Source organism: Johnsonella ignava ATCC 51276 (assembly GCF_000235445.1).
Taxonomy (GTDB): domain Bacteria; phylum Bacillota; class Clostridia; order Lachnospirales; family Lachnospiraceae; genus Johnsonella; species Johnsonella ignava.
This window is the reverse complement of record NZ_JH378829.1, coordinates 184,441-207,592: the sequence shown is the minus strand read 5'-3', so window position 1 is coordinate 207,592 and position 23,152 is coordinate 184,441. Positions and strand designations below refer to the sequence as shown.

27 protein-coding genes and 1 tRNA gene are annotated in these 23,152 nt (G+C 35.2%); 24 read left to right on the top strand and 4 right to left on the bottom strand.

All coding sequences use genetic code 11. The features are described from left to right. Positions 1-96 precede the first annotated feature (96 nt). The 10 genes from HMPREF9333_RS01040 (at position 97) to HMPREF9333_RS13455 (ending at position 5,885) form a co-directional block, all read left to right on the top strand. Entirely contained in the window at positions 97-537 is a 441-nt protein-coding gene (locus HMPREF9333_RS01040; RefSeq protein ID WP_005539158.1) for a contact-dependent growth inhibition system immunity protein, read from the top strand. A 327-nt stretch (positions 538-864) separates the two neighbouring features. After that, a complete protein-coding gene (rplU, locus tag HMPREF9333_RS01035) occupies positions 865-1,179 on the top strand; it encodes a 50S ribosomal protein L21 (RefSeq protein ID WP_005539156.1) in 315 nt (104 codons plus the stop codon). 80 nt (positions 1,180-1,259) lie between these two features. Then, positions 1,260-1,592 carry a ribosomal-processing cysteine protease Prp gene (locus HMPREF9333_RS01030; protein ID WP_005539154.1) on the top strand — a complete coding sequence of 111 codons (333 nt, stop codon included), beginning with the start codon at positions 1,260-1,262 and terminating at the stop codon, positions 1,590-1,592. A gap of 1 nt (position 1,593) precedes the next feature. Then, positions 1,594-1,884: a 50S ribosomal protein L27 gene (gene rpmA, locus HMPREF9333_RS01025; protein ID WP_005539153.1), complete on the top strand. Its 291-nt coding sequence runs from the start codon at positions 1,594-1,596 to the stop codon at positions 1,882-1,884. 81 nt (positions 1,885-1,965) lie between these two features. Further along, entirely contained in the window at positions 1,966-3,240 is a 1,275-nt protein-coding gene (obgE, locus tag HMPREF9333_RS01020) for a GTPase ObgE (protein ID WP_005539151.1), read from the top strand. A 173-nt stretch (positions 3,241-3,413) separates the two neighbouring features. Then, entirely contained in the window at positions 3,414-3,710 is a 297-nt protein-coding gene (gene yhbY / locus HMPREF9333_RS01015) for a ribosome assembly RNA-binding protein YhbY (protein ID WP_005539147.1), read from the top strand. A gap of 21 nt (positions 3,711-3,731) precedes the next feature. Continuing rightward, the gene (gene nadD / locus HMPREF9333_RS01010; protein WP_005539145.1) at positions 3,732-4,340 is read left to right on the top strand and encodes a nicotinate-nucleotide adenylyltransferase; all 609 of its coding nucleotides are present in this window, start codon (positions 3,732-3,734) and stop codon (positions 4,338-4,340) included. A gap of 174 nt (positions 4,341-4,514) precedes the next feature. Further along, a complete protein-coding gene (yqeK, locus tag HMPREF9333_RS01005; RefSeq protein ID WP_005539144.1) occupies positions 4,515-5,105 on the top strand; it encodes a bis(5'-nucleosyl)-tetraphosphatase (symmetrical) YqeK in 591 nt (196 codons plus the stop codon). Next, on the top strand, positions 5,106-5,447 hold the full coding sequence (rsfS, locus tag HMPREF9333_RS01000; protein ID WP_005539142.1) for a ribosome silencing factor: 342 nt from the start codon (positions 5,106-5,108) through the stop codon (positions 5,445-5,447). Positions 5,448-5,561: 114 nt separating this feature from the next. Beyond that, the gene (locus HMPREF9333_RS13455) at positions 5,562-5,885 is read left to right on the top strand and encodes a hypothetical protein (RefSeq protein WP_005539141.1); all 324 of its coding nucleotides are present in this window, start codon (positions 5,562-5,564) and stop codon (positions 5,883-5,885) included. A 307-nt stretch (positions 5,886-6,192) separates the two neighbouring features. Here HMPREF9333_RS13455 and HMPREF9333_RS00990 read toward each other — a convergent pair whose 3' ends face one another. The 3 genes from HMPREF9333_RS00990 to HMPREF9333_RS00980 form a co-directional block, all read right to left on the bottom strand. Then, positions 6,193-6,618, bottom strand: a complete 426-nt coding sequence (locus HMPREF9333_RS00990) for an aspartate carbamoyltransferase regulatory subunit (protein ID WP_005539139.1) — start codon at positions 6,616-6,618, stop codon at positions 6,193-6,195. Continuing rightward, on the bottom strand, positions 6,611-7,534 hold the full coding sequence (pyrB, locus tag HMPREF9333_RS00985; protein ID WP_005539137.1) for an aspartate carbamoyltransferase: 924 nt from the start codon (positions 7,532-7,534) through the stop codon (positions 6,611-6,613). The genes HMPREF9333_RS00990 and pyrB overlap by 8 nt, the downstream gene beginning before the upstream one ends. 245 nt (positions 7,535-7,779) lie before the next feature. After that, a tRNA-Leu gene (locus HMPREF9333_RS00980) sits at positions 7,780-7,863 on the bottom strand. Positions 7,864-8,541: 678 nt separating this feature from the next. On the opposite strand from HMPREF9333_RS00980, the gene HMPREF9333_RS00975 reads away from it, so the two are divergent. The 9 genes from HMPREF9333_RS00975 to HMPREF9333_RS00935 all read left to right on the top strand — a co-directional run bounded on the left by HMPREF9333_RS00975 (position 8,542) and on the right by HMPREF9333_RS00935 (position 15,253). Next, positions 8,542-9,666 (top strand): methionine ABC transporter ATP-binding protein, encoded by a 1,125-nt coding sequence (locus HMPREF9333_RS00975; RefSeq protein WP_005539135.1) that lies wholly within the window; start codon positions 8,542-8,544, stop codon positions 9,664-9,666. Beyond that, positions 9,641-10,306, top strand: a complete 666-nt coding sequence (locus tag HMPREF9333_RS00970) for a methionine ABC transporter permease (RefSeq protein WP_005539133.1) — start codon at positions 9,641-9,643, stop codon at positions 10,304-10,306. Before HMPREF9333_RS00975 ends, HMPREF9333_RS00970 begins: the two co-directional genes overlap by 26 nt. Positions 10,307-10,424: 118 nt before the next feature. Beyond that, positions 10,425-11,339, top strand: coding sequence for a MetQ/NlpA family ABC transporter substrate-binding protein (locus HMPREF9333_RS00965; RefSeq protein WP_005539130.1), 915 nt, complete (start codon positions 10,425-10,427; stop codon positions 11,337-11,339). 276 nt (positions 11,340-11,615) lie between these two features. After that, positions 11,616-12,392: a glucose-1-phosphate cytidylyltransferase gene (gene rfbF, locus HMPREF9333_RS00960; protein WP_005539128.1), complete on the top strand. Its 777-nt coding sequence runs from the start codon at positions 11,616-11,618 to the stop codon at positions 12,390-12,392. Between the two features lie 71 nt (positions 12,393-12,463). Next, entirely contained in the window at positions 12,464-12,937 is a 474-nt protein-coding gene (gene nrdR, locus HMPREF9333_RS00955; RefSeq protein WP_005539127.1) for a transcriptional regulator NrdR, read from the top strand. Between the two features lie 38 nt (positions 12,938-12,975). Next, positions 12,976-13,485 (top strand): YqeG family HAD IIIA-type phosphatase, encoded by a 510-nt coding sequence (locus HMPREF9333_RS00950; protein ID WP_005539126.1) that lies wholly within the window; start codon positions 12,976-12,978, stop codon positions 13,483-13,485. Further along, positions 13,486-14,406, top strand: coding sequence for a shikimate dehydrogenase family protein (locus tag HMPREF9333_RS00945; RefSeq protein WP_005539125.1), 921 nt, complete (start codon positions 13,486-13,488; stop codon positions 14,404-14,406). It begins immediately after the preceding gene. Between the two features lie 14 nt (positions 14,407-14,420). Next, positions 14,421-14,846: a type II 3-dehydroquinate dehydratase gene (gene aroQ / locus HMPREF9333_RS00940; RefSeq protein WP_005539124.1), complete on the top strand. Its 426-nt coding sequence runs from the start codon at positions 14,421-14,423 to the stop codon at positions 14,844-14,846. A 113-nt stretch (positions 14,847-14,959) separates the two neighbouring features. After that, a complete protein-coding gene (locus tag HMPREF9333_RS00935; protein WP_005539123.1) occupies positions 14,960-15,253 on the top strand; it encodes a YerC/YecD family TrpR-related protein in 294 nt (97 codons plus the stop codon). A 163-nt stretch (positions 15,254-15,416) separates the two neighbouring features. Here the strand turns inward: HMPREF9333_RS00935 and HMPREF9333_RS00930 are convergent, their stop codons facing one another. Continuing rightward, entirely contained in the window at positions 15,417-16,028 is a 612-nt protein-coding gene (locus tag HMPREF9333_RS00930; RefSeq protein ID WP_005539122.1) for a DUF1836 domain-containing protein, read from the bottom strand. A gap of 182 nt (positions 16,029-16,210) precedes the next feature. Between HMPREF9333_RS00930 and HMPREF9333_RS00925 the strand changes: the two genes are divergently transcribed. From HMPREF9333_RS00925 to HMPREF9333_RS00905, 5 genes are all read left to right on the top strand, one after another. Beyond that, entirely contained in the window at positions 16,211-18,547 is a 2,337-nt protein-coding gene (locus HMPREF9333_RS00925) for an ATP-dependent helicase (RefSeq protein WP_005539121.1), read from the top strand. Between the two features lie 123 nt (positions 18,548-18,670). Continuing rightward, a complete protein-coding gene (locus HMPREF9333_RS00920) occupies positions 18,671-18,952 on the top strand; it encodes a hypothetical protein (protein ID WP_005539120.1) in 282 nt (93 codons plus the stop codon). Between the two features lie 139 nt (positions 18,953-19,091). Then, positions 19,092-20,528 (top strand): 23S rRNA (uracil(1939)-C(5))-methyltransferase RlmD, encoded by a 1,437-nt coding sequence (gene rlmD / locus HMPREF9333_RS00915; protein ID WP_005539119.1) that lies wholly within the window; start codon positions 19,092-19,094, stop codon positions 20,526-20,528. A 133-nt stretch (positions 20,529-20,661) separates the two neighbouring features. Then, a complete protein-coding gene (locus tag HMPREF9333_RS00910) occupies positions 20,662-21,366 on the top strand; it encodes a response regulator transcription factor (protein WP_005539118.1) in 705 nt (234 codons plus the stop codon). Continuing rightward, positions 21,341-23,011 carry a sensor histidine kinase gene (locus tag HMPREF9333_RS00905; protein WP_005539117.1) on the top strand — a complete coding sequence of 557 codons (1,671 nt, stop codon included), beginning with the start codon at positions 21,341-21,343 and terminating at the stop codon, positions 23,009-23,011. Before HMPREF9333_RS00910 ends, HMPREF9333_RS00905 begins: the two co-directional genes overlap by 26 nt. Positions 23,012-23,152 lie beyond the last annotated feature (141 nt).

Below are 23,152 nucleotides of genomic sequence, written 5' to 3'. Positions count from 1 at the left end.
CTCTCTTTTGATAATAATTCTGAGTGCTTTAGATAAATCTTACAGATATCGTGATATAATAGAGGAAATATTTGGACCTTATGGAGGTGTACAAAAATGGCTGGAAAAGCTAGGCTTGAGATAAAGGATATTTACAATATAACGTATGACCCCGAAAGTATTCCTGAGGAGCATAGATGGGCACCAATTCCTCAGTGGTATGAAAAGGTAATTTATAAAACCATAGAAGAATTAACCGTATTTGATATATGGAGAATGTTTATGCAGGAGCTTTTTGTTGATACGGCAGTAAAAAGGGCTATAGTTTATTTAAAGGAAGATCCGTTTTGTAGTGAAATTATTGATGGGGATATAATGAAGTTTGTATCAGAGGTCAATATAGAATTTGTAAAGGATTTTAAGGAGGAACTTCTTGGGATAATAGCGAATGCCAGAAAGCTTAAGGATGAATATGACTGTATGACAGAAGACGATAAAATACGATATACTGCGGTAATTGACAGCTTTGAAAAAAAACTGTTGGATTTAGACAACTAAAGTAAAACAATATAAATACGGCGAGTTAATATTTCAGAAAGGGATCTTGTATGATTTTATATCAGTGCAGGCTCCCTTTTAATATCATAAAGATATAATCAACACCGAAAAGAATTATTTATTTACATATTAATACTGTGAAAATCCTGTCAGTCTTATCATATAATCCGCTGGTCCCATCATAAAATATTTGACAAATATGCCTGTGAATGGTATCATAGCAAGGTATGCCGCATGGCGGGGCATTAAAGTTTTATAGGCACTGTGTATGGATTTGCTTATAAACGCCGAAGCCGGCGAGTAATTTAGAATAAGGAGGAGCCTTATATGTATGCAGTTATTGCTACAGGCGGTAAGCAGTACCGTGTAGAAGAAGGAGATGTAATCAAGGTTGAAAAGCTCGGACTTGAGGCAGGAGATTCATATACTTTTGATAAAGTACTTGCAATAAATGATGACGGGCTTAAAGTCGGAGCACCATTTGTTAAGGGTGCGAGTGTATCAGCTACCGTTGTTTGTGAAGGAAAAGCTAAAAAGATCATTGTATATAAATATAAGAGAAAAACCGGTTATCACAAGAAAAACGGTCATAGGCAGCAGTTTACACAGCTTAAGATTGACAGTATAAAATCCGCAGTTTAATATCTGTAAGAGTGCTTTGCGGTATTTAATATATGTTAATAAAATTTATACTTACAAAAACGGTATTTTAAAGTACCAGTATGATAAAAATAAAGGTATTTAAAAACAAATGCGGTAAGTACATAGGATTTCATTCATCGGGACATGCACTTTATGCCGATTACGGAAATGATATAGTATGTGCCTCGGTTTCGGTGCTTATGATTAATCTTATAAATTCGATAGAAGTGCTTACTGAGGACAGGTTTAAACTTGAGATACATGAAGAAGGCGGAGATTTAAAACTTATGCTTAATAACGGATGCAGCGGAAAAAGTTTGCTTTTGCTTGACTCATGTATGCTCGGAATCCGGTCCGTAGCAGACGAATATGGGGATAAGTACATTAAGATAATTACTAAGGAGGTGGAATAATATGTTAAAGATGAACCTTCAGTTTTTTGCACATAAAAAAGGAGTAGGTTCCACTAAAAACGGACGAGACTCAAAGTCAAAAAGACTTGGTGCGAAAAGGGCTGACGGCCAGTTTGTTTTAGCCGGCAACATTCTTTACAGACAGAGGGGAACCAAGATACATCCGGGTAACAATGTAGGAAGGGGCGGTGATGACACCCTTTTTGCTACAGTTGACGGAGTGGTTCGCTTTGAGAGAAAAGGAAGGGATAGGAAGCAGGTTTCCGTATATCCGAGAGCAATTAACGAATAGTTTATAAATAGTTTATATTAACGGATAAAAGCTTCATACTTTTTGTATGAAGCTTTTATTTAATAAGCAGAGGTATATTTTATGTTTTCAGACAGTGCAAAGATTTTTATAAAATCAGGAAATGGCGGAGACGGTCATGTAAGCTTCAGGCGGGAACTTTATGTTGCGGCAGGAGGACCTGACGGCGGAGACGGCGGCAGGGGAGGCAGTATAATATTTGAAGTTGATAAAGGTTTAAATACGCTTGCTGAATTCAGGCATGTGAGAAAATATGCCGCAAAAAACGGTGAACCCGGAGGTAAGAGAAAATGCCATGGTAAGGATGCGCCTGATCTTATTATAAAGGTTCCTGAGGGTACTGTTATAAAGGATTTTGACTCAGGTAAAGTCATATCGGATATGTCGGGTGAAAACCGCAGAGAGGTGATATTAAGAGGCGGTAGAGGAGGACTTGGAAATATGAATTTTGCTACCGCTACTATGCAGGTACCTAAATTTGCAAAGCCCGGGCAGCCGGGAAAGGAGCTTTATGTAAAGCTGGAGCTTAAGGTCATTGCTGATGTAGGGCTTGTAGGTTTTCCAAATGCGGGAAAGTCAACGCTTCTTTCAAGGGTAAGCAATGCAAAGCCTAAGATAGCGGATTATCATTTTACAACATTAAATCCATATCTTGGAGTTGTAGATGTTGCAGACGGCAAGGGTTTTGTAATGGCGGATATACCCGGGCTTATAGAGGGAGCTTCAAAAGGAGCGGGACTTGGGCATGATTTTTTAAGGCATATAGAAAGGACCAAGATTTTGGTGCATGTGGTTGATGCGGCATCAATAGAGGGTAGAGATCCTGTTGAGGCTATAAAAATTATGCAGAAGGAACTTTCGGATTATAGCCATGAGCTTACTAAAAAACCTTGTATAATAGCTGCAAATAAGATAGATTTAAATTATGGCGATGACAGTGTTATAAAAAAACTGAGAGCCGAGTTTTCTCCTGATATTAAGGTATATGCTATATCAGGTGCGACAGGTGAGGGTATAAAGGAGCTTTTATACGGTATTATGGAGATTTTAGGCACATTAGACCGGGAAACCAAGGTTTTTGAAAGGGAGTTTGAAATTGATTACAGCACAGACAGTCAGCTTCCTTATAGTGTTGAAGTTGTTGACGGAGTTTATGTAATTGACGGTCCAAGCATAGAAAAGATATTCGGTTACACAAATCTTGATTCTGAAAAAGGATTTGACTTTTTTCAGAAATATTTGAAAAAATCAGGTATACTTGAGAAACTTGAAGCTCTCGGTATAAAGGATGGCGATACTGTACGCATGTGCGGGCATGAATTTGATTACTACAAATAATCTGTAAATGATTTTTTTTAAATATTGATATAAAATGATGTAGGTGTCAAAGGATAATAAATTCTCTTGCAAGCAGGCTTGCATTGAATTTTTATACTTTTGACACTTGTATCATTAAATTAATTTATTATATTATATAATCAGGCAATTATTATTAAAATGAGGTAAAGTATATGAACAGCAGGCAGAGGGCGTACCTTAAAGGACTTGCAATGGTTTATGAAGCCATATTTAATATAGGAAAACAGGGGATTACTGATGAAGTGATAGAGGCTGTAAAAGAGGCTCTTGAAGCAAAGGAGCTTATAAAACTTTCAGTGCTGAAAAACTGCACACAGGATCTTAAGTCTATTGCGGATGAGATAGCTTCATGTACAAGAAGTGATGTAGTACAGGTTATAGGCAGGAAGATAATTTTATATAAGCAGGCTGATGAACCTAAAAACAGGAAGATTATTCTTCCCGATTAGTATTTTATACGGTTACGGTTTATGGAAATTGGAATTTTTGGAGGTACCTTCGATCCTGTGCATAAAGGTCATGTAGCCGCCGCCTATGCGGCGTATAGGCAGTTTAAGCTTAATGAGGTCTGGTTTATGCCTGCTTTCGTGCCACCGCATAAAAGTACAAAAATTATCACCGGAGTTAATTTCAGATTTGAAATGCTTAAGATTGCACTGTGTAATATACCTTATTTTAAATGTTCAGATTTTGAGCTTAAAAGGCAGGGTAAGTCCTATACCTGTGAAACTGTTCTTGAATTAAAGAAAAATTATAAGAATGATATATTTTCACTTATAATAGGTACCGATTCACTGTTTGAGATAGAAACATGGAAAAATCCGGATATAATAATGAAAAACAGCAGACTTCTTGTGGCTGCAAGGGATTATGTTCACAGTCATGCGGATATGTGCAGGCAGGCGGAATTCCTTGAGGCTAAATACGGTGCAGATATAAGTCTGATAAAATGCCGTCCGTTTGAAATATCGTCAACCTTTATAAGGCAGCTTATAAAAGGCGGTAATGATCCTGAAGAATATCTTGATGCCGGAGTGCTTGCTTATATAAAAGCACATAATCTTTATCAGGATAGATAATTATAAATCAATTATAAATCATTTTACAAATATTTATAAAAGTATTGATTTGTTTTAATTTTTAACCTAAAATGATGTAGATGTCAAAAGTATTTGGCACTTATTAAATTTTTATACTTTTGACACTTGTATTATAAAATTAAATAGAGAACGGCTTGAAAGAGGTGTATATCTATGGACAGTCAGGATTTTAAAAGAGAAGATTTAATAGAGATAAGGAAAAAGCTGAAAAAAGCATTGCCTGGAAAAAGATATGAACACAGTATCGGTGTTGAGTATACAAGTGCCTGCCTTGCAATGGCACACGGGACCGATATACTGAAGGCTGAAATTGCAGGTCTTGTGCATGATTGTGCAAAACATTTTACGGATAAAGAGCTTATAAGGCTATGTGGTGATGCAGGGATAAAACTTACAGATTCACAGCTTGCCGCACCGCAGGTGCTGCATGCGGTATACGCACCCGTACTTGCCCGAAAGGAGTACTTTATAGATGACGGCGAGATATTATCGGCAATAAGGTGGCATACTACCGGAAAGGCGGATATGAACCTGCTTGATATGATTGTATATACGGCTGATTATATAGAACCGTCAAGAAAAAAGCTTGAAGGAATTGATGAATTAAGGGAACTGGCTTTTACAAATATAAAACTGTGTGTATACAGGATTACTGAAAATACAATAAAATATCTGAATGAAAAGGGTATTGAAATTGATGAGACTACATTGCAATGCTATGATTGGATTAAGAAGGAGGTTTAGTTGGAGAGCAGGGATTTGTTGAAAATAGCTTATAAGGCGATAGAAGATAAAAAGGGAGAGAATATAAAAATGATAGATATTTCTCAGATTTCTTCAATTGCCGACTATTTTATAATAACTGAGGGCGGTAATATAAATCAGATACAGGCGATTGCCGATGAAGTGGAGGAGCAGCTTGAGAAAGCAGGGGCATCTCCAAAACATATAGAGGGTTATAGAAATGCTTCATGGATATTGCTTGATTATACGGATATAGTTGTGCATATATTTGCAAAGGAAGACAGGAAATTTTATGATCTTGAGAGGATATGGGCAGACGGTATATTTCTTGAAAAAATTTGACGATTATAACATTTTTATTAATATAATTTACGATTTTTCCAAAGACTTTATTTTTCAAATTTCTTGTGATATACTGTGCCTGTAAACAAAAAAAACATTTGGAGGGTTAAAGTTATGAGAAAGAAACTCTGTTTATTATTAATGGCAGCTGCTATGACATGCAGTCTCAGTCTGACAGCATTTGCAGGTTACTGGAGACAGGATGCAAATGGCTGGTGGTATGTAAATGATGATGGAAGATATCCATATAATCAATGGCAGTATATTGATGGCAAGTGGTATTACTTTGAGCGTGAGGGCTATATGCTTGCAAACGCATGGAAGCAGAAATACTATCTCGGACCGGACGGTGCTATGCTTACAAACACTACCACTCCTGATGGCTACAGGGTTGGTGCAGATGGTGCAAGACTCACTACTATAATAAATTACCATTAATCTAAAGACTTTATAGGGGGTGCCGCTTAATCATTGAAAAAGGATGATTGAGCGGCACTTTCCGCTTTTCAGGTGAAAAACAGGTGAAAAATCGGAAGTAAATCCATATTTATTGATTATCTTTAGATTTTTTCATTTACACGCAAAAATGAGCCGTTGCTTTATAGATTGTTATCTATTTTGCAGCAGCTCTCTTTTATATTTAAAATATGTTTATAGATGTTTTTTAGATATATGTATTGTAATTTATCTAAAACCTATAGGGATTGAAATTTATATAAATTATATAAACCTTACGGAATAAAAGTTATGAATGTTTTTCTTCACAGTATAAACATCTGTAAATTTCTTTTTCAGGATCTGAAAGATAGAATATATGTGGGAGTTCCTGTTCAATAGATGTAATACATCTGGGATTTTTACAATGTATTATATTTTTAATCTCCTGAGGGAGCTTTAGACTTAATTTTTTTACAATTTTAGAGTCCTTTATAATATTTATTGTAATATTATGATCTATATATCCAAGAACCTTGAGATCTATAATATCAAGTACATCACCTTCAATTTTTATAATATCTTTTTTACCCATCTTTTTGCTTTTGGCATTTTTAATTATTGCAACCTGACAGTCAAGCTTATCAAGGCTCAGGTGGTAATATATATTAAAACTTTTCCCTGCCTGTATATGATCAAGAACTATACCTTCATTTAACGCACCTATATTAATCATCTATTTTCACCTCCAGTAATGTCATTATAAGAGCCATGCGTATATACATACCGAGTTTAACCTGCTTAAAGTATGCAGCCCTATGATCTGTATCAATCTCAATGCTTATTTCATTTACTCTGGGCAAAGGGTGAAGTATGTACATATCATCTCCAGCAAGTTTCATCTTTGATGAATCAAGTATATATGTGTCTTTAAGCCTTATATAATCTTCTTCGTTAAAAAATCTTTCTCTTTGGACCCTTGTCATATAGAGGATGTCAAGTTTTGAAATCACCGAATCAAGATTTGTAGATTCTATGAATTCTATATTACGGGCTTTAAGTACGCCGTCTCTTATATAATCCGGTATTTTAAGTTCAGGCGGTGATATAAGTATAAATTTTATATTTGTATATCTTGAAAGTGCATTTATCAGTGAATGAACGGTGCGTCCGAATTTGAGATCACCGCATATACCTACGGTCATATTTGAGAGTCGTCCTTTTAATGTATTTATAGTTAAAAGGTCTGTAAGTGTCTGAGTCGGGTGCTGGTGGCCGCCATCGCCGGCATTTATTACAGGAATTGATGAGAAGCGGCTTGCCACAAGGGGAGCACCTTCTTTTGGGTGGCGCATTGCAGCTATATCTGCGTAGCATGATACAACTCTTATAGTATCTGCCACACTTTCTCCTTTTGAGGCTGATGAGGAGTCGGCGGATGAGAAGCCTATTACGCTGCCTCCAAGGTTAAGCATTGCAGTTTCAAATGAGAGTCTTGTGCGTGTGCTAGGCTCATAAAAAAGCACTGCAAGTTTTTTGTTTACACAGCATTTTGAATATTTTTGCGGATTATCCGCTATATTCATTGCAAGCTTTATAAGTGCATCGGTTTCTTCCACAGAAAAATCAAGCGGATTTAATAAATGTCTCATATAATGGTTACCTCATTTTCTTAGAGTCTGTAATGCATATATTAATTTAAAAAATATAATATCATATACAGGCTTAGATTGTTTCTGAAATATTATACTGCACTTATAAAATCATTGCTATAAAATATTTATTTTATATAGGATAAAAAACAAAGCATAGAAATTGTGTTTCTATACTTTGTTTTATAAAAAAATCCGGATACAGCACCTTATAAAAGGTTATGTATCCGGACTTGCATAAGCAGTGCGGGGAAAGGGACTTGAACCCTCACGATCTAATGATCACTAGATCCTTAGTCTAGCCTGTCTGCCAGTTCCAGCATCCCCGCAAATCTTAGCACGGACGATAGTATAGCACAGTAAAGGTCTGTATGCAAGTACTTTCTGAAAAATTTTTAAATATACTTTCTAAATTTTTTTAAATGTAAATGGATAATTACAACTAAGATAAGCCGTTCGTCATTTTTAGGATAATATATCAAAGAATTTATTAAAGTATAACAAAAAATATATTTATAAAATGCTTTGCCTCTATCATTGTGTGTTTGTTATGAAACATTTAAATATAAATTTAACACTTGACAAAAGTGCAATTTAGTTGTAGTATCCCATAAGCATAGGGCTTTGGTTATATTTTAATAATAGGCTTTATATTGTATGCCCTGATTATCAATTAAATTTTAAGGAGGTTTTTATGAATTGGTTAAATACTATGCAGACAATGTGTATGATGATGTTCATGATGAGTATGGCTATGATGTGCCGTACCGCTTTTTGTGCAACTAAATATACATTATTGTAATCTGTGTGGTGTTTATGCCTGACATAATTATCTGATTTTGATTTAGCTGATAAACAAGATAAATAAATCTAAGATAAATAAATCAAGTTGAGGCGGACCATATAGGTCCGCCTTTTTTAGGTGAATTATTTATTTGCAAAATAAAATTTTATTAAACATTTTACTAAACTTAAAAGATAATAATAAAATTAAGAGGATTAGGTATATGGAAAAAACCATTACGAAAAATGAAAATTCTGATGAGGTACGGTACTCGGATATAACTGAAAGCCGGTATGAAACAGGCTATCCTGATAAGGATTCAAATTATCCTATAATCCGGATTAAAAGTCTGAGCAAGGTGTTTAAAACGAAGTCGGGGACTGTAAATGCTCTTGATGATATAAATCTTGATATTTACAAAGGTGAAATATTCGGTATTATAGGACTTTCAGGTGCAGGGAAATCCACACTTGTAAGGTGTATAAATTATCTTGAAGTTCCTACCTCGGGTGATGTAATATTTGAGGGACGCAGCATGTCTGCCGCAAATGAATATCAAAGAAGGCAGGCAAGGCGTGCCATGGGTATGATATTTCAGAATTTTAACCTGCTTTCACAAAGGAATGTGATTAAAAATATATGTTTTCCGCTTGAGATAGCAGGGGTTGACCGGGATATAGCTGCTAAAAAAGCACTCAGACTCCTTGAACTTGTAGGACTCTCTGATAAAGCGTCCGCATATCCCTCACAGCTTTCAGGAGGACAAAAACAAAGAGTGGCGATAGCCAGAGCCATAGCAACTGAACCTAAGCTGCTTTTATGTGATGAGGCGACAAGTGCACTTGACCCGAATACTACTAAGCAGATACTGGAGCTTTTAAAGGATATAAATAAAAAGCTGGGTATTACGGTAATTGTGATTACACATGAGATGAAGGTTATAGAATCAATCTGTGATAGAGTTGCAATCATAGCGGACAGTAAAATTGCCGAGTCGGGCAATGTTGCCGATATATTTTCAGATCCGAAGTCAAGGATAGGGAAAAAACTTATACTTGAAGATGCCGTAGTAAATTGTGATATTGTAAGCGGGAAAAAAATAAGGATAATATTTGACGGCAGAAGTTCATTTGAGCCGGTTATAAGCAATCTTATACTTACTACAAAGGCACCGGTCAATATACTTTATGCATCAACGAGGGATATAAAAGGAAAGGCATACGGGCAGATGGTTTTCCAGATTCCGGGTGATGATGCGGAATATAAAAGAGTTGCTGCCCATCTTGACAGCATGGGTATAAATTATGAGGAGGTAACGGATTATGATATGGGACAAGACGACGATTGATATGATTTTAAAAGGCATTCAGGAGACGTTTTTTATGGTTTTCATATCTTCTCTTGCAGCCTATATTATAGGAATACCTCTGGGAATAGCACTTGTAGTAACAGATAAAGACGGTATAAAACCTTTTCCGGCATTAAATACATTTCTTGGAATTGTAATAAATCTTATACGTTCAGTCCCGTTTTTAATACTGCTTGTTATGGTAACTCCGATTACTAAGGCTATTGTAAAAACTACCATAGGTGTAAAAGGTGTTATTCCGCCCTTAGTTATGTGTGCTGCACCATATATAGCGAGGATGGTTGAATCTTCTATAAAGGAGGTTGACTATGGAGTTGTAGAAGCGGCAAAATCAATGGGAGCCTCTACCATGCAGATTATAACCAAGGTTCTTATACCTGAAGCAAAGCCTTCACTGCTTGTAGGTGCTTCTATATCTATAACCACAATACTGGGTTATTCAGCCATGGCAGGTTTTGTAGGTGGCGGCGGACTCGGTACTATTGCCATAAACTACGGGTATTACAGGTATGAGACGGAGATAATGTTTGTAACGGTTGTACTTCTGGTGGTAATGGTACAGCTTATACAGGAAATCGGTATGAGATTTTCAAGATTCACAGATAAAAGGATAAGATAGTTTCCTATATTTGTTTTTTAAAAACAGATATAGTTTCACTATAAATAAAATAAAGCAGTTTATAAATATAAAATAAATTTAATTTAAACATGCTTTTAAGAAAAAAGGAGATAATATTATGAAGAAAAGAATTCTTTTGGCAGCGGCATTTTTAGCAGCTGCAGCACTTGCAGGTTGTGCGAGCGGAACAAATAATGAAACAACGAAAGCATCAGCTTCTGCGGATGCATCACAGTCTGATAAAGCAGATGAAAAAAAGGCTTCAAATGAGGAATCTGATAAGAAAAAGGATTCAAATACTAAACTTGAAGTAATAAAGGTAGGTGCAAGTCCGACACCGCATGCGAAGATACTTAAAGAGGCGGAAAAGCTTCTTGAGGAAAAGGGATATAAGCTTGAGATTACTGAGTTTTCCGATTATGTTCAGCCAAATAAAGCGGTTGATTCGGAACAGCTTGATGCCAACTATTTTCAGCATAAACCGTATCTTGATCAGTTCAATGAAAAGAACGGCACAGATGTAGTTTCAATAGGGGCGGTTCATTATGAACCTTTTGGAATTTATGCAGGAAAGACATCTTCTCTTTCAGAGCTTAAGTCAGGTGCCAAAGTTGCCGTTCCAAATGACGTTACAAATGAGGCAAGAGCACTGCTTCTTTTACAGGATGAGGGACTTATAAAGCTTAAGGACGGTGCAGATATAAATGCAACTAAAAATGATATAGTAGAAAACTCAAAAAATCTTGAGATCGTTGAGGTTGATGCCGCACAGACCGCAAGGACACTGTCGGATGTCGATATAGCGGTCATAAATGGAAATTTTGCACTTGATGCCGGTCTTAAGGTATCTGATGCCCTTGCGGTTGAAAAGGCGGATTCGACTGCCGCACAGACTTATGCAAATATAGTTGCAGTTAAAAGAGGGCATGAAAAGGATGAAAAGATACAGGCACTTTTAGAGGTGCTTCAGAGTGATGAGATAGCAGATTATATTACAAAAGAATTTAACGGAGCTGTGCTTCCTATTAATTAATACCTTAGATACAGGCTGTGTTTTGACTTGATTGCAGACACAGCCTGTATTTTTGCTATGTGCAGGGTGTTTTTTTTTAATAAAATATGATATTATAATACATGGAAGTCGGATATTGTAAACTTTAAATTAATCCGGCTGTTTAATGTATTATATTAAATATAATTACTGAGATATATTTTATTTTTTACATATATATTTTACAGCTGTTTGTGAATAAATTTAATAAATAAAATAAAACTCGGTTCAAAGTAATTTAAGTAAGGATAATTTAAAATGAAAGTAGTTATACTTGCCGGCGGATTCGGAACAAGGATAAGTGAAGACAGTCATTTAAAGCCGAAGCCAATGATAGAGATAGGTGAGCGTCCTATATTATGGCATATAATGAAATATTATTCGGAATTCGGATTCCATGAATTTATAATATGCCTTGGATATAAACAGTATGTTGTAAAGGAATTTTTTGCAGATTATTTTTTACATACATCAAATATAACATTTGATCTTGCCAATAATAAAATGGAAGTTCATAACAATTATTCAGAGCCATGGAAGGTTACATTGATTGATACTGGACTAAATACTATGACAGGCGGAAGGATAAAAAGGATAAAGCCTTATGTGTATAATGAACCGTTTATGCTTACATATGGAGACGGGCTTGCAGATGTCGATTTGCATGCACTTGAAAAATTCCATAAAAGCCATGGCAAAACGGCAAGCATAACCACTGTAAACATAGCACAGATGAAGGGTATTATGGAGGTGGATAATGATAATATCGTGAAAACCTTCAGAGAAAAGGAGGAGGGCGACGGAGACCTTATAAACGGGGGGTTTATGGTATTAAATCCGAAGGTTTTTGATTATATAGATTCTGATGATACTATATTTGAACAGGGCCCGCTTCAGAACCTTGTAGCAGATAAAGAACTTATGTCCTTTTATCATCCGGGATTCTGGCAGTGTATGGATACGCAGCGTGAAAGGATCAAGCTGGAAACTTTGTGGAATACAGGCAAGGCTCCATGGAAAAAATGGAAGGATTAAATGATTGTAGTTAATAATTATACAGCCGGATATTTATATGTTTAATTGATAAAACAAGGAAAGGCAGATTTATGAAATGTCCATTTTGCAATAATACCGACACTAAGGTTGTAGATACCAGACCGCTTGAAGGCAGTCTTACAATAAGGCGCAGGCGCAGGTGTGAAAAGTGCGGCAAACGTTTTACAACTTATGAAAAGCTTGAAACTATACCGCTTATGGTAGAAAAAAAAGACAGCACAAGGCAGCCGTATGACCGTTCCAAGCTTGAATCAGGCATTATAAGAAGCTGCCATAAAAGAAAGATATCTGCTGATGTTATAAATAAACTTGTTGACAGTATTGAAAATGCAATATTCAACATGGGAGAAACAGAGATAAAAAGCACAGTTATAGGCGAGCTTGTCATGTCAAAGCTTAAGGAAATCGATGAGGTTGCATATGTAAGATTTGCATCGGTTTACAGGGAGTTTAAGGACGTTGAAACATTTATTGAAGAAATAAGAAAGTTAAGGGATAAAAATCAGGCAGTTGAAGGTTTATAAAAAATGATTAATAAAATAAAATCGGACTTAAAATATTTATGAATAAATTTTACCCGTATGATTATATAGATTCGGTATATGAATTTGACTTTAAAAAACTTCATGAAGATGGTGTAAATGCAGTTATATTTGATATAGACAATACTTTGGTTAAACATGGGGCACCGGCTGATAAAAAGGCGATTGATTTTTTTAACAACTTAAAAGAGATAGGCTTAAAAACCTGTTTGCTTTCAAATAATAAGCCTGTAAGGGTGGAACCTTTTGCCCAAAAAACAGGTTCATATTATATAGCCGATGCAAAAAAACCTTCAAAAAAAAATTATTATAAGGCGATGGAGCTTATGTCAAGCGGTACTGAAGATACCGTGTTTTTTGGTGATCAGATATTCACAGATATATATGGCGCAAATAAATGTGGTATACATACTTATCTTGTAAAGCCTATACATCCTAAAGAGGAGATACAGATTATATTAAAAAGAAGACTTGAAGCTGTGGTTCTGTTTTTTTACAAAAGATATAAGCTGAGAATAAATAAGGTATAGATGTATTATAAAGAAAATAAGAAAGATTATACTCAAAGGGTTTTCGGAATCATAGGAAATCCGATAGGACACAGCCTGTCGCCTGTTATGCACAATATAATTTCAAGAGAGAGCGGTGTGCATGCACTATATGTCCCTTTTTGTGTAAAGTCATCTCTTGAAGCTGCAATTAATGGTGCATATTCACTTGGGATAATAGGACTTAATATAACGCTGCCCTATAAAAAAGAGGTTTTAAAATATATACATGATATAGATTCCGGGGCATATGCACTAGGTGCCGTAAATACGCTTGTATATGGAGAAAAAGGCTATAAAGGATATAATACTGATTTTTACGGTTTAAAGAAATCTGTAATTGATCATGGTATAGATATTGAAGATCAACATGTAATTATACTCGGAACCGGCGGTGCTGCAAGGGCAGCGGCACATGTAGCCATAAGCCTAAAAGCGGAAAGTATAACAATATCAGGCAGAAATGCCGGACATGCAGTGCTGCTAAAAGAAGAACTTAAAAATTATATAAAAAATACCGGTACCTATGTAAAAACGTATATAAACTCATGCAGTATGGAGCTTATGCAGAAAGAAACCCGGGCCTATGATGATAAAGACAGTAATGGATATATAGTATTTCAGACAACTCCTGTCGGCATGTATCCTGATATAAATGGCTGTATTATGGAGGATAAAGGATTTTATAAAAAATGTAAGGCAGGGATTGAACTTGTCTATAATCCTTTAAAGACAAGATTTATAATAAGTATGGAAGAGGCAGGTAAAACCGCTGTAAATGGACTTGATATGCTTATAAACCAGGGAATACTTTCATGGGAGCTGTGGAATGACGGTATGACTGTAAATTCGTATATAAGAAAAAAAATTAAATTAGAGTTGGAAAAATTATTAAATAATTAAAGGTGGATTATTTTATGAAAGCGCTTATAGTAAATGGGGCAAATATAAATTTTATAGGGCTTAGAGATAAGAGTCAGTACGGGAGCCTAAGCTATAAAGATATACGAAACAATATATATGAATTTTGCATTGAACATTCCATAGAGGTAGAGTTGTTTCAAAGTAATTGTGAAGGAAAGATAATAGATAAGCTTCAGTCGACTTATATTGATCATGTTGATGCCGTTATAATAAATCCCGGGGCTTTTACGCATTACAGTTATGCGATAAGGGATGCACTTGAGATGCTTGAATGTAAAAAGATAGAAGTACATATCTCAAATCTGTTTAAACGTGAAAAATTCAGACACAGGTCGGTTACAGCTGATGCATGTGATGCTTTTATATCGGGATTTGGTAGTGAAGGATATATAATGGCGTTAAAATATCTGGTTGATTAATGTTTTAAAAGCCGGCTTTTTATAGACGAAATTTATAAGCTTTACTTTACAAAATTAATATGTTAAACTTTAGCTAATCAGATGATTTTAAAATCCAATTAAGGAGTAGGCATATGAATGACAGGATAAAAACCGAAGCTGTTGACTGCCTTTTTAAGGCAGTGCTTACGCTGGAAAATATTGAAGAGTGTTATGCATTTTTCGGAGACGTATGTACGGTTAATGAAATAATATCCATTGCACAAAGATATGAGGTTGCAAGAATGTTAAAAGATGGAAAAACCTATATAGAGATATCCGAAACCACAAAGGCATCAACAGCTACTATAAGCAGGGTAAACCGTGCATTAAGATATGGCAATGACGGCTATGAACTTGCTTTTAAAAGACAGAAGAATACTGAATAATGCTTATAAAGACGAGATTTATTTATGATATTTCAAAACTGCCATGTATTTGCAATAAATGCGGATGTATGGCAGTTGGCTGTATAGGGCTTTGAATAAATATTTTAATTTGGTTAAGAGCGGCTTCTCCGGATTAAAAACCGGTGTACGTCAAATATAAATCTTATTTTTTAGTATGTTCTTCATCATCTGACAGGTATTCTGAAATTCTTTCAACGATACGTTTTTTAAGATATATATCAAATAAAAGTTCGGAAGTAAATGAAAAAAGTACAAGTTGTTCATGACTTTTACAGGTTGCACCTTTAAAAGTATTTTGTGCTTTGTCAAATTTGGCGATAAGATCCTTTTTAATATCTGTAAGATTGTCGATATTAAGCTCCATTATTTGTCGATAGATTTCATTAAGGCTGATATCGGGGTTATTTTTTGCAAAAAAGTAATCCTGTATTATAGGCTTTAATATATTTTCAATATCTGCAAATGAGAGCAGGCTTTTATAATAATATATAAAAATCAGCAGCAAAAGATGTTGTCTTGAATATTTTTTTTTTGCAGGCGGAGGAAGCAGTCTGTTTTTTGTATAGTTATTTATCATAGTTTTTGTCAGAATTTTATCTTCTGAATTCCGTTTATTCGCCTTAAGATGTTCGTCCATAAAAGTAGTTACCTGATCCATGTAAAGCTCTATGTTCGGTATATCAGAGGGCGAAATATACGTCATGTTGTCAAGCTTATTTAATATTTCTTCAAGAATATCCTTATTGCTTTTCATTGCTTCCTCTTTTCTAAAATACATCAAGTTTATGACTGCAATATATCAAGTCTATGACTGATGACTTTATTATAGAATATTTAAGTTTATATATCAAGGCATTATGTGCTTCGCAATTATCGTGTTATACCTTGTTTTGATTAATTAAAGCCTGAAATATAAAATAGAAAGGAAATCCGGGTATGGATATAAAAAATAAAATATTATATGATAAATTAAATGAAAGACAGAGACAAGCCGTCTTTTGTACTGAGGGTCCTCTGCTTATACTTGCAGGTGCAGGCAGCGGCAAAACAAATGTACTTATACATAGGATTGCCTATCTTATTCAGGAAAAGAATATAGAGCCGTATAATATAATGGCGGTTACATTTACAAACAAGGCTGCCGATGAGATGAAAGAAAGACTTAAAGGGCTTGTAGGGCACGAGGCACAGCAGATATGGGCTGCAACCTTCCATTCAAGCTGTGTAAGGATACTAAGGCGTTATATAGACAGGCTCGGTTTTAATACTAATTTCAGTATCTATGATGCCGATGACCAGAAAACTCTTATGAAAAGGATATTTAAGGAAATGCCCGCAAATACTGCCGATTTAAAGGAGAGGAATGTATTAAGGGCGATTTCCGCATATAAAGACGAGCTCATAAGTCCTTCCGATGCTTTAAAATATGCCTGTGGTTTTGCTGAGAAAAATAATGCCCTTTTATATGAAAAATATCAGAGTGAATTAAGAAAAAATAATGCACTTGATTTTGATGACCTTATAAATAAATGTGTTGAACTGTTTGAAAAAAATGAAGATGTGCTTGAATTTTATCAAAAAAGATTAAAATATATAATGGTTGACGAGTATCAGGATACAAATACCTCACAGTTCAGGCTTATCGAGCTTCTGGCATCTTCACATAAAAACCTGTGTGTGGTAGGTGATGACGATCAGTCTATATATAGGTTCAGAGGAGCAAATATTGAAAATATATTAAGCTTTGAAAAGATTTTTAAGGATACAAAGGTGGTCAGACTTGAGCAGAATTATCGTTCAACAGCTGCTATACTTGATGTCGCAAATAATGTTATTTCAAACAATGTAAAAAGAAAGGAAAAAAAGCTCTGGACTGATAAAAAAGGCGGTGCAAAAGTAAAGCTTAAGGAATTTGAAAATGGCGATCAGGAGGCATCAGGTATTTTAAAAGAGATAGCTTCAAAGGCTAAAAAAAGCAGTTTAAATGACTTTGCTCTGCTATACAGAACAAATGCACAGTCAAGGCTTTTTGAGGAAAAATGTGTAAACTACGGGATTCCTTACAGGCTTGTCGGCGGAGTGAACTTCTATCAGAGAAAAGAAATAAAAGATATACTTGCATATCTTAAGGTTATCTCAAATTCAAAAGATGATATCGCTGTTTTAAGGGTAATTAACACACCTAAAAGGGGTATAGGTGAAACCAGTCTGGGTAAAATAAGCTCATTTGCCTCGGAATTTAATATAAATTTTTATGAGGCATGCTTAAATTCATGGCAAATACCCTCTATAGGAAAAACGGCTTATAAGATAAAAAGCTTTACCGATTTTATAGAAAAAGCGAGAAAGGAACTTGCAAAAATTGATATTTCAGATATTTCAGATAATATAGTCTATAAAAACGGTGATATGGATAATTTTTATAATGAAGCCTATAAAGATACAGATATACCTGATTTATTACAATCAGGTGATGATAAGAGGGTTTCGGATATTATAAATTATATACTTGATGAGGGAGGATATAGGGATTATTTAATGCTTGAGGGAGATACACAGGCACAATCAAGACTTGAAAATATAAAAGAACTTATAAGTAAAGCACAGATGTATAAGGCTTCTTTGCTTGACATATTTCTTGAAGAAACTTCGCTTATAGCAGATGTTGATACAACCGATAAAAGTGCCCAGATGCTTACTCTTATGACACTGCATGGTGCAAAAGGTCTTGAGTTTGAGTATGTATATATGTGCGGAATGGAGGAGGAGCTGCTGCCATGTACTATGAGCATTGCTTCAGGAGATGAAGCTGATATTGAGGAGGAACGCAGACTCTGTTATGTAGGTATGACAAGGGCGAAAAAACAGCTTGTGCTTTCATATGCTAAAAAAAGGTTGATAAACGGAGGTTTTGATTATAAAGAGGTTTCAAGATTTATAAGAGAGATTCCGCCGCAGCTTCTTGATACAGATATAAAAAATGAATTACTTCATCAGGGTATAAATAGAAAAAAATCAGTATATATTGCAGGGTATAATACAAATCCTTACAAGCAGTTTAACAAATCGCTTCCATTTGGAAAGGAATTCATAGTTAAAAAATCAGAAAAACCTGATTATAAAGCCGGAGATATGGTAAGGCATATAAAATTCGGTGAGGGTGAAGTTTTAAGTATAACTGAAGGAAAAAAAGATTATGAGATAGAGGTGAATTTTAAAAAATCAGGAATTAAAAAAATGATGGCAGGATTTGCCAAGCTTGAAAAAATGTGATACTATATATCCAGCTGTTATGTCTGCATAAAAAGCAGATGCAGGTACAAGGCTGTGCATAAGCTTCATCTATCGGGCAGGAGCTTATATATAAACTATTGATTTGAGAAAGGAAATACAAATATGGGAAAATTTGACAATGTGGGAAAAGATGCCCTTGTAAAGCTTGAGGAACTTGTAAACGCTTCAAAGATTTCCGGTCTTATTAATAAAAGACAGGAGGGTGAAAAGAGGAGACATACACTTATGTGGGTACTTGCAATTATAGGTGCAATAGCAGCTGTAGCAGGTATAGCATATGCGGTATATAAATTCTTTACACCGGATTATCTTGAAGATTTTGAAGATGATTTTGAAGATGATTTTGATGACGAATACTTTGATGATAATGATGTGGAAAATTAAACTGAAAGCATAAAAATAAATAATTAAACACAGATGCTCTTTTATTAAGTGCAGTTTGCAGCTCTGCCTATACCGTGTGAACCTATACGGTATAGGCATTTGTAATATGTAGATTTATAACGGAAGGTTTTTGGATTATATGAAAAAAGGTGAAAAGGCGACAGGAGTGCTGGGCGAGGGCATTTATCCCGACAGTGCCGATATAGAGAGACAGGACGGGAGGGTGCGTATAAAACATGTTATACCGTATCAGACCGTTGAATATGTAATCAGCAAGAAGACGGGAAACTATGCAAAAGGGCGTGTATTAAATGTGGTTAAAAAATCACCTCTTGAAACCGTACCTTCTGAATATATATGTCCACATTCACAAAACTGTGGAGGATGTTTGTATCAGACGGTTGCATATGAAAGTCAGATTGATATTAAAGACAGACAGCTTAGAAAGCTTATACAAAATTATGCAGGTTCTGATTTTATATGGGAGGGAATTGAAAAAAGCCCTCTTTCAAAAGGATATCGAAATAAGATGGAATTTTCTTTCGGGGATGAGTATAAGGGCGGAAGTCTTGCACTGGGCATGCATAAGCGTGCAAGTCATTATGATATAGTAAATTGTGATTACTGTAATATAGTACACAGCGATTTTAATAAGATATTGAGTTTTACAAGGGACTTTTTTAAATCGGAAAATACGCCTTATTTTCATAAAAATACAAGAAACGGATTTTTAAGGCATCTTATACTTAGAAGATCTGAAACCTATAAAAGTCTGCTGATTGCACTTGTTACTACGGATTCATTTGGATATATACAGGATCCTAATGTATCCAAGGCTATGCCTGAGGCTTGTGAAGAAGTAAAACTTCTTGTAGAAAGGTGGAGGGAGGGTATACTTTCCCTTGAAAAAAAAGGAGCATTTTCCGGAAAGATAGCAGGCATTATACATGTTTTAAATAATTCGTATGCCGATGCGGTTATAGATCAGGGAAGCCATTTGCTGTACGGAGATGATTATATAACTGAAAGGCTTATGGGACTTGAATTTAAGATAAGCCTTTTTTCATTTTTTCAGACAAATTCAGGGGCGGCACAGATACTTTATTCAGTGGCAGGACGTTACATGGGTGATACTTCAGGAAAGTCCGTATTTGATTTATACAGCGGAACCGGTACCATAGCGCAGCTTCTTGCTTCATATGCACAGAAGGTATACGGTGTTGAGATCGTAGGAGAGGCAGTGGTTGCAGCCAGAGAAAATGCTGCAAGGAATAAAATAACAAATTGTGAATTTATAGAGGGAGATGTACTTAAAATCATAGACAGTCTTTTAATTAAACCTGATATAATAGTGCTTGATCCGCCAAGAGACGGGATACATACTAAGGCTCTGCCGAAGATAACAGGATACGGTGCACAAAAGATTATATATATAGCATGCAAGCCTTCATCATTTGTACGTGATCTTCCGGTATTTGAGGAGGCAGGTTACAGGCTTGAGCGGGCGGCGGGAGTTGATATGTTTCCCTATACTCCGGGGGTTGAACTTGTGGCATTATTGATAATGAAAGAATGATTAGATCATAATTTAATTAAATATAATTAATATTTAGGCAATATATGAAAATTTAGAAAATCTTTTGATTTATATCTGTATTAAATTTATAATTTTATAATATACTTATAAGCGCCTAGGAAAGGGGATGGATATGAGTACAGGAAGGATACTTTTAGTTGAAGATGACAAAGATATAATAGAGGGAATTGACATGATATTGCAATCACAAGGTTATGAAGTTTATAAGGCCCGGGACGGTATTGAAGGGCTTGAGATGATAGACAGGCATGAGGTGGATTTGGCAGTGGTTGATGTTATGATGCCCAGGATGGACGGCATTGCAATGACTGCAAAACTGAGAAAAAAGACGGATATACCGGTTATATTCTTATCTGCAAAGTCTGAGGAGATAGATAAGATAATAGGACTTAATATAGGTGCCGATGACTATGTTACAAAGCCGTTTACGCCTATGGAACTGCTTGCACGCATAAATTCACAGCTTCGCCGCTATAAAAGGTTTATAGAGAGACTTGCACAAAATAATCAAAACAGTAAAATTCATACCATAGGAGGACTTGAAATTGATGAAAATACCGTGCAGGTCAGTGTTGACGGAAAGGCGGTAAAGCTTACTCCTATGGAATACAGGATATTGCTGCTTTTAGCTAAAAATCCGGGCAGGGTTTATTCTGCCGAAGAAATTTATGAAAATGTATGGCATGAGAGGGCTGTAACTACTGATACCGTAATGGTTCATATAAGAAATATACGGGAAAAGATAGAGCTGAATCCTAAAGAGCCTAAATATTTAAAGGTGGTGTGGGGAATTGGATATAAAGTTGAAAAACAGTAAATATGTAGAAAAAATAGTTTTTGCAGCATTTATATTATTTTGTGCAGTTCATACAGTATATAGATATTATGGCATAGGTATAATAAATTATACATCGGATACCGCTTTCAGTCAGAATTACAACTCAAGTACACTGGTAACTTCTACAGTGATATTCTTGATTATATTTGCATTATGCGGAATTATACTGCCTATATTAAAAAAATTTGATTTCGGAAAGAATAGAAAATTTAATGCACCGTTTGAACTTGTATGCATTACAGGTATAATTTGTTTAATCATACTTACAAATGCGGTGCCGGATATTGTCGAAAACACCGCTTCAGGTATTTTTGCCGAGGATTTGTCAATACTTTACAACCTTGATGTGAGAGTGTCGGCAGTTGCGGTATTTATGCTTAATGTAGCGGCATGGTGTGCCGGATTTTTTGCCACGTACTGGGGCTTTGCCTGTCTAAGACAGGTGTTTGATCTGGGGCTTTTAAATTATATAAAAGAAAGGACCCTTATCGGAAGTTCTTTTAAAACGGCATTTAATGCATTTACCTCCAACTGTGATAGGCTTGAGGAATTTTTACTTGGTACAGATTTTACTTCAAGACCTTTTAGAAAGGTAATACAGGCTGTTTCTTTAAATCTTGCGGCAGTAGTATGTACAGGTATTGGAACATTAATCCTTACATGGTTTATGAATGGAGGATTTACTTTTTATACTGTAATGTATATTTTATTTTGTATTATTTATTCCGCAGTTATATTTACATGGGCATTAAAATTTTATACTGCTGTAAGCAATGATTATAAAAAGCTTATCCATACTATGGACGGGGTTATTTCAGGTGAATATATTCAAACAAATGATGACCACGGTATTTTTAAAGTGGCTAATGAAAAGCTTATGCATATAGGGGAAGGCTTTAATGCAGCTGTAAAAAAGGAGGTTGAAAGTCAGAGGACAAAAGCTGAACTTATAACAAATGTGTCGCATGACTTAAAGACGCCGCTTACTGCTATTATAACCTACATCAGTCTGCTTGAAGATGCTTCTATCAGTGAAGATGAAAGAAAAAAGCATATAGCGGTGCTTAAGAGAAAATCAAACCGCCTTAAAATACTTATAGAGGATTTGTTTGAAGTCAGTAAAGCAAGTACAGGAGATATAACACTTGATATAAAAGAGGTTGATATAGTGAGCATATTAAAAGAGTTGAGACTTGAGCATGAGGACAGGATTAAAAAAAGCGGTATAGATTTTAAATGGGAATTTCCTGAGGATAGAGTAGTGCTTAAGCTTGACGGACAGAGAACCTACCGTGTTTTTGAAAATCTTATTGTTAATATAATAAAGTACGGTATGAGAAAAACCAGAGCATATATAGAGGTTATAAAAGATAATAAATCTGTAAAGGTCTGTTTTATAAATGTTTCAAAACAGGAGCTTAATCAAGCTGCGGATATGCTTACGGAAAGATTTGTAAGAGGAGATGAATCAAGAAATACCGAGGGTTCAGGGCTTGGACTTGCAATTGCAAAATCACTTACTGAAATTCAAAATGGAAAATTTAAAATTATTATAAACAAGGATTTGTTTACAGTTGAATTAAACTTTCCGATTCCGGAGACCGGCGGCATTTTAGCAGTATAATATTTAAGAAATGAATACATTAAAAAAACTCTTGACAAACGCAAAATAATTGTATACAATTAAAACATATTTGATTTTATAAAATCAAATTATAGGCGTATGCCTAATGCTAATATTAAAACAATTATTATTAAATAAACA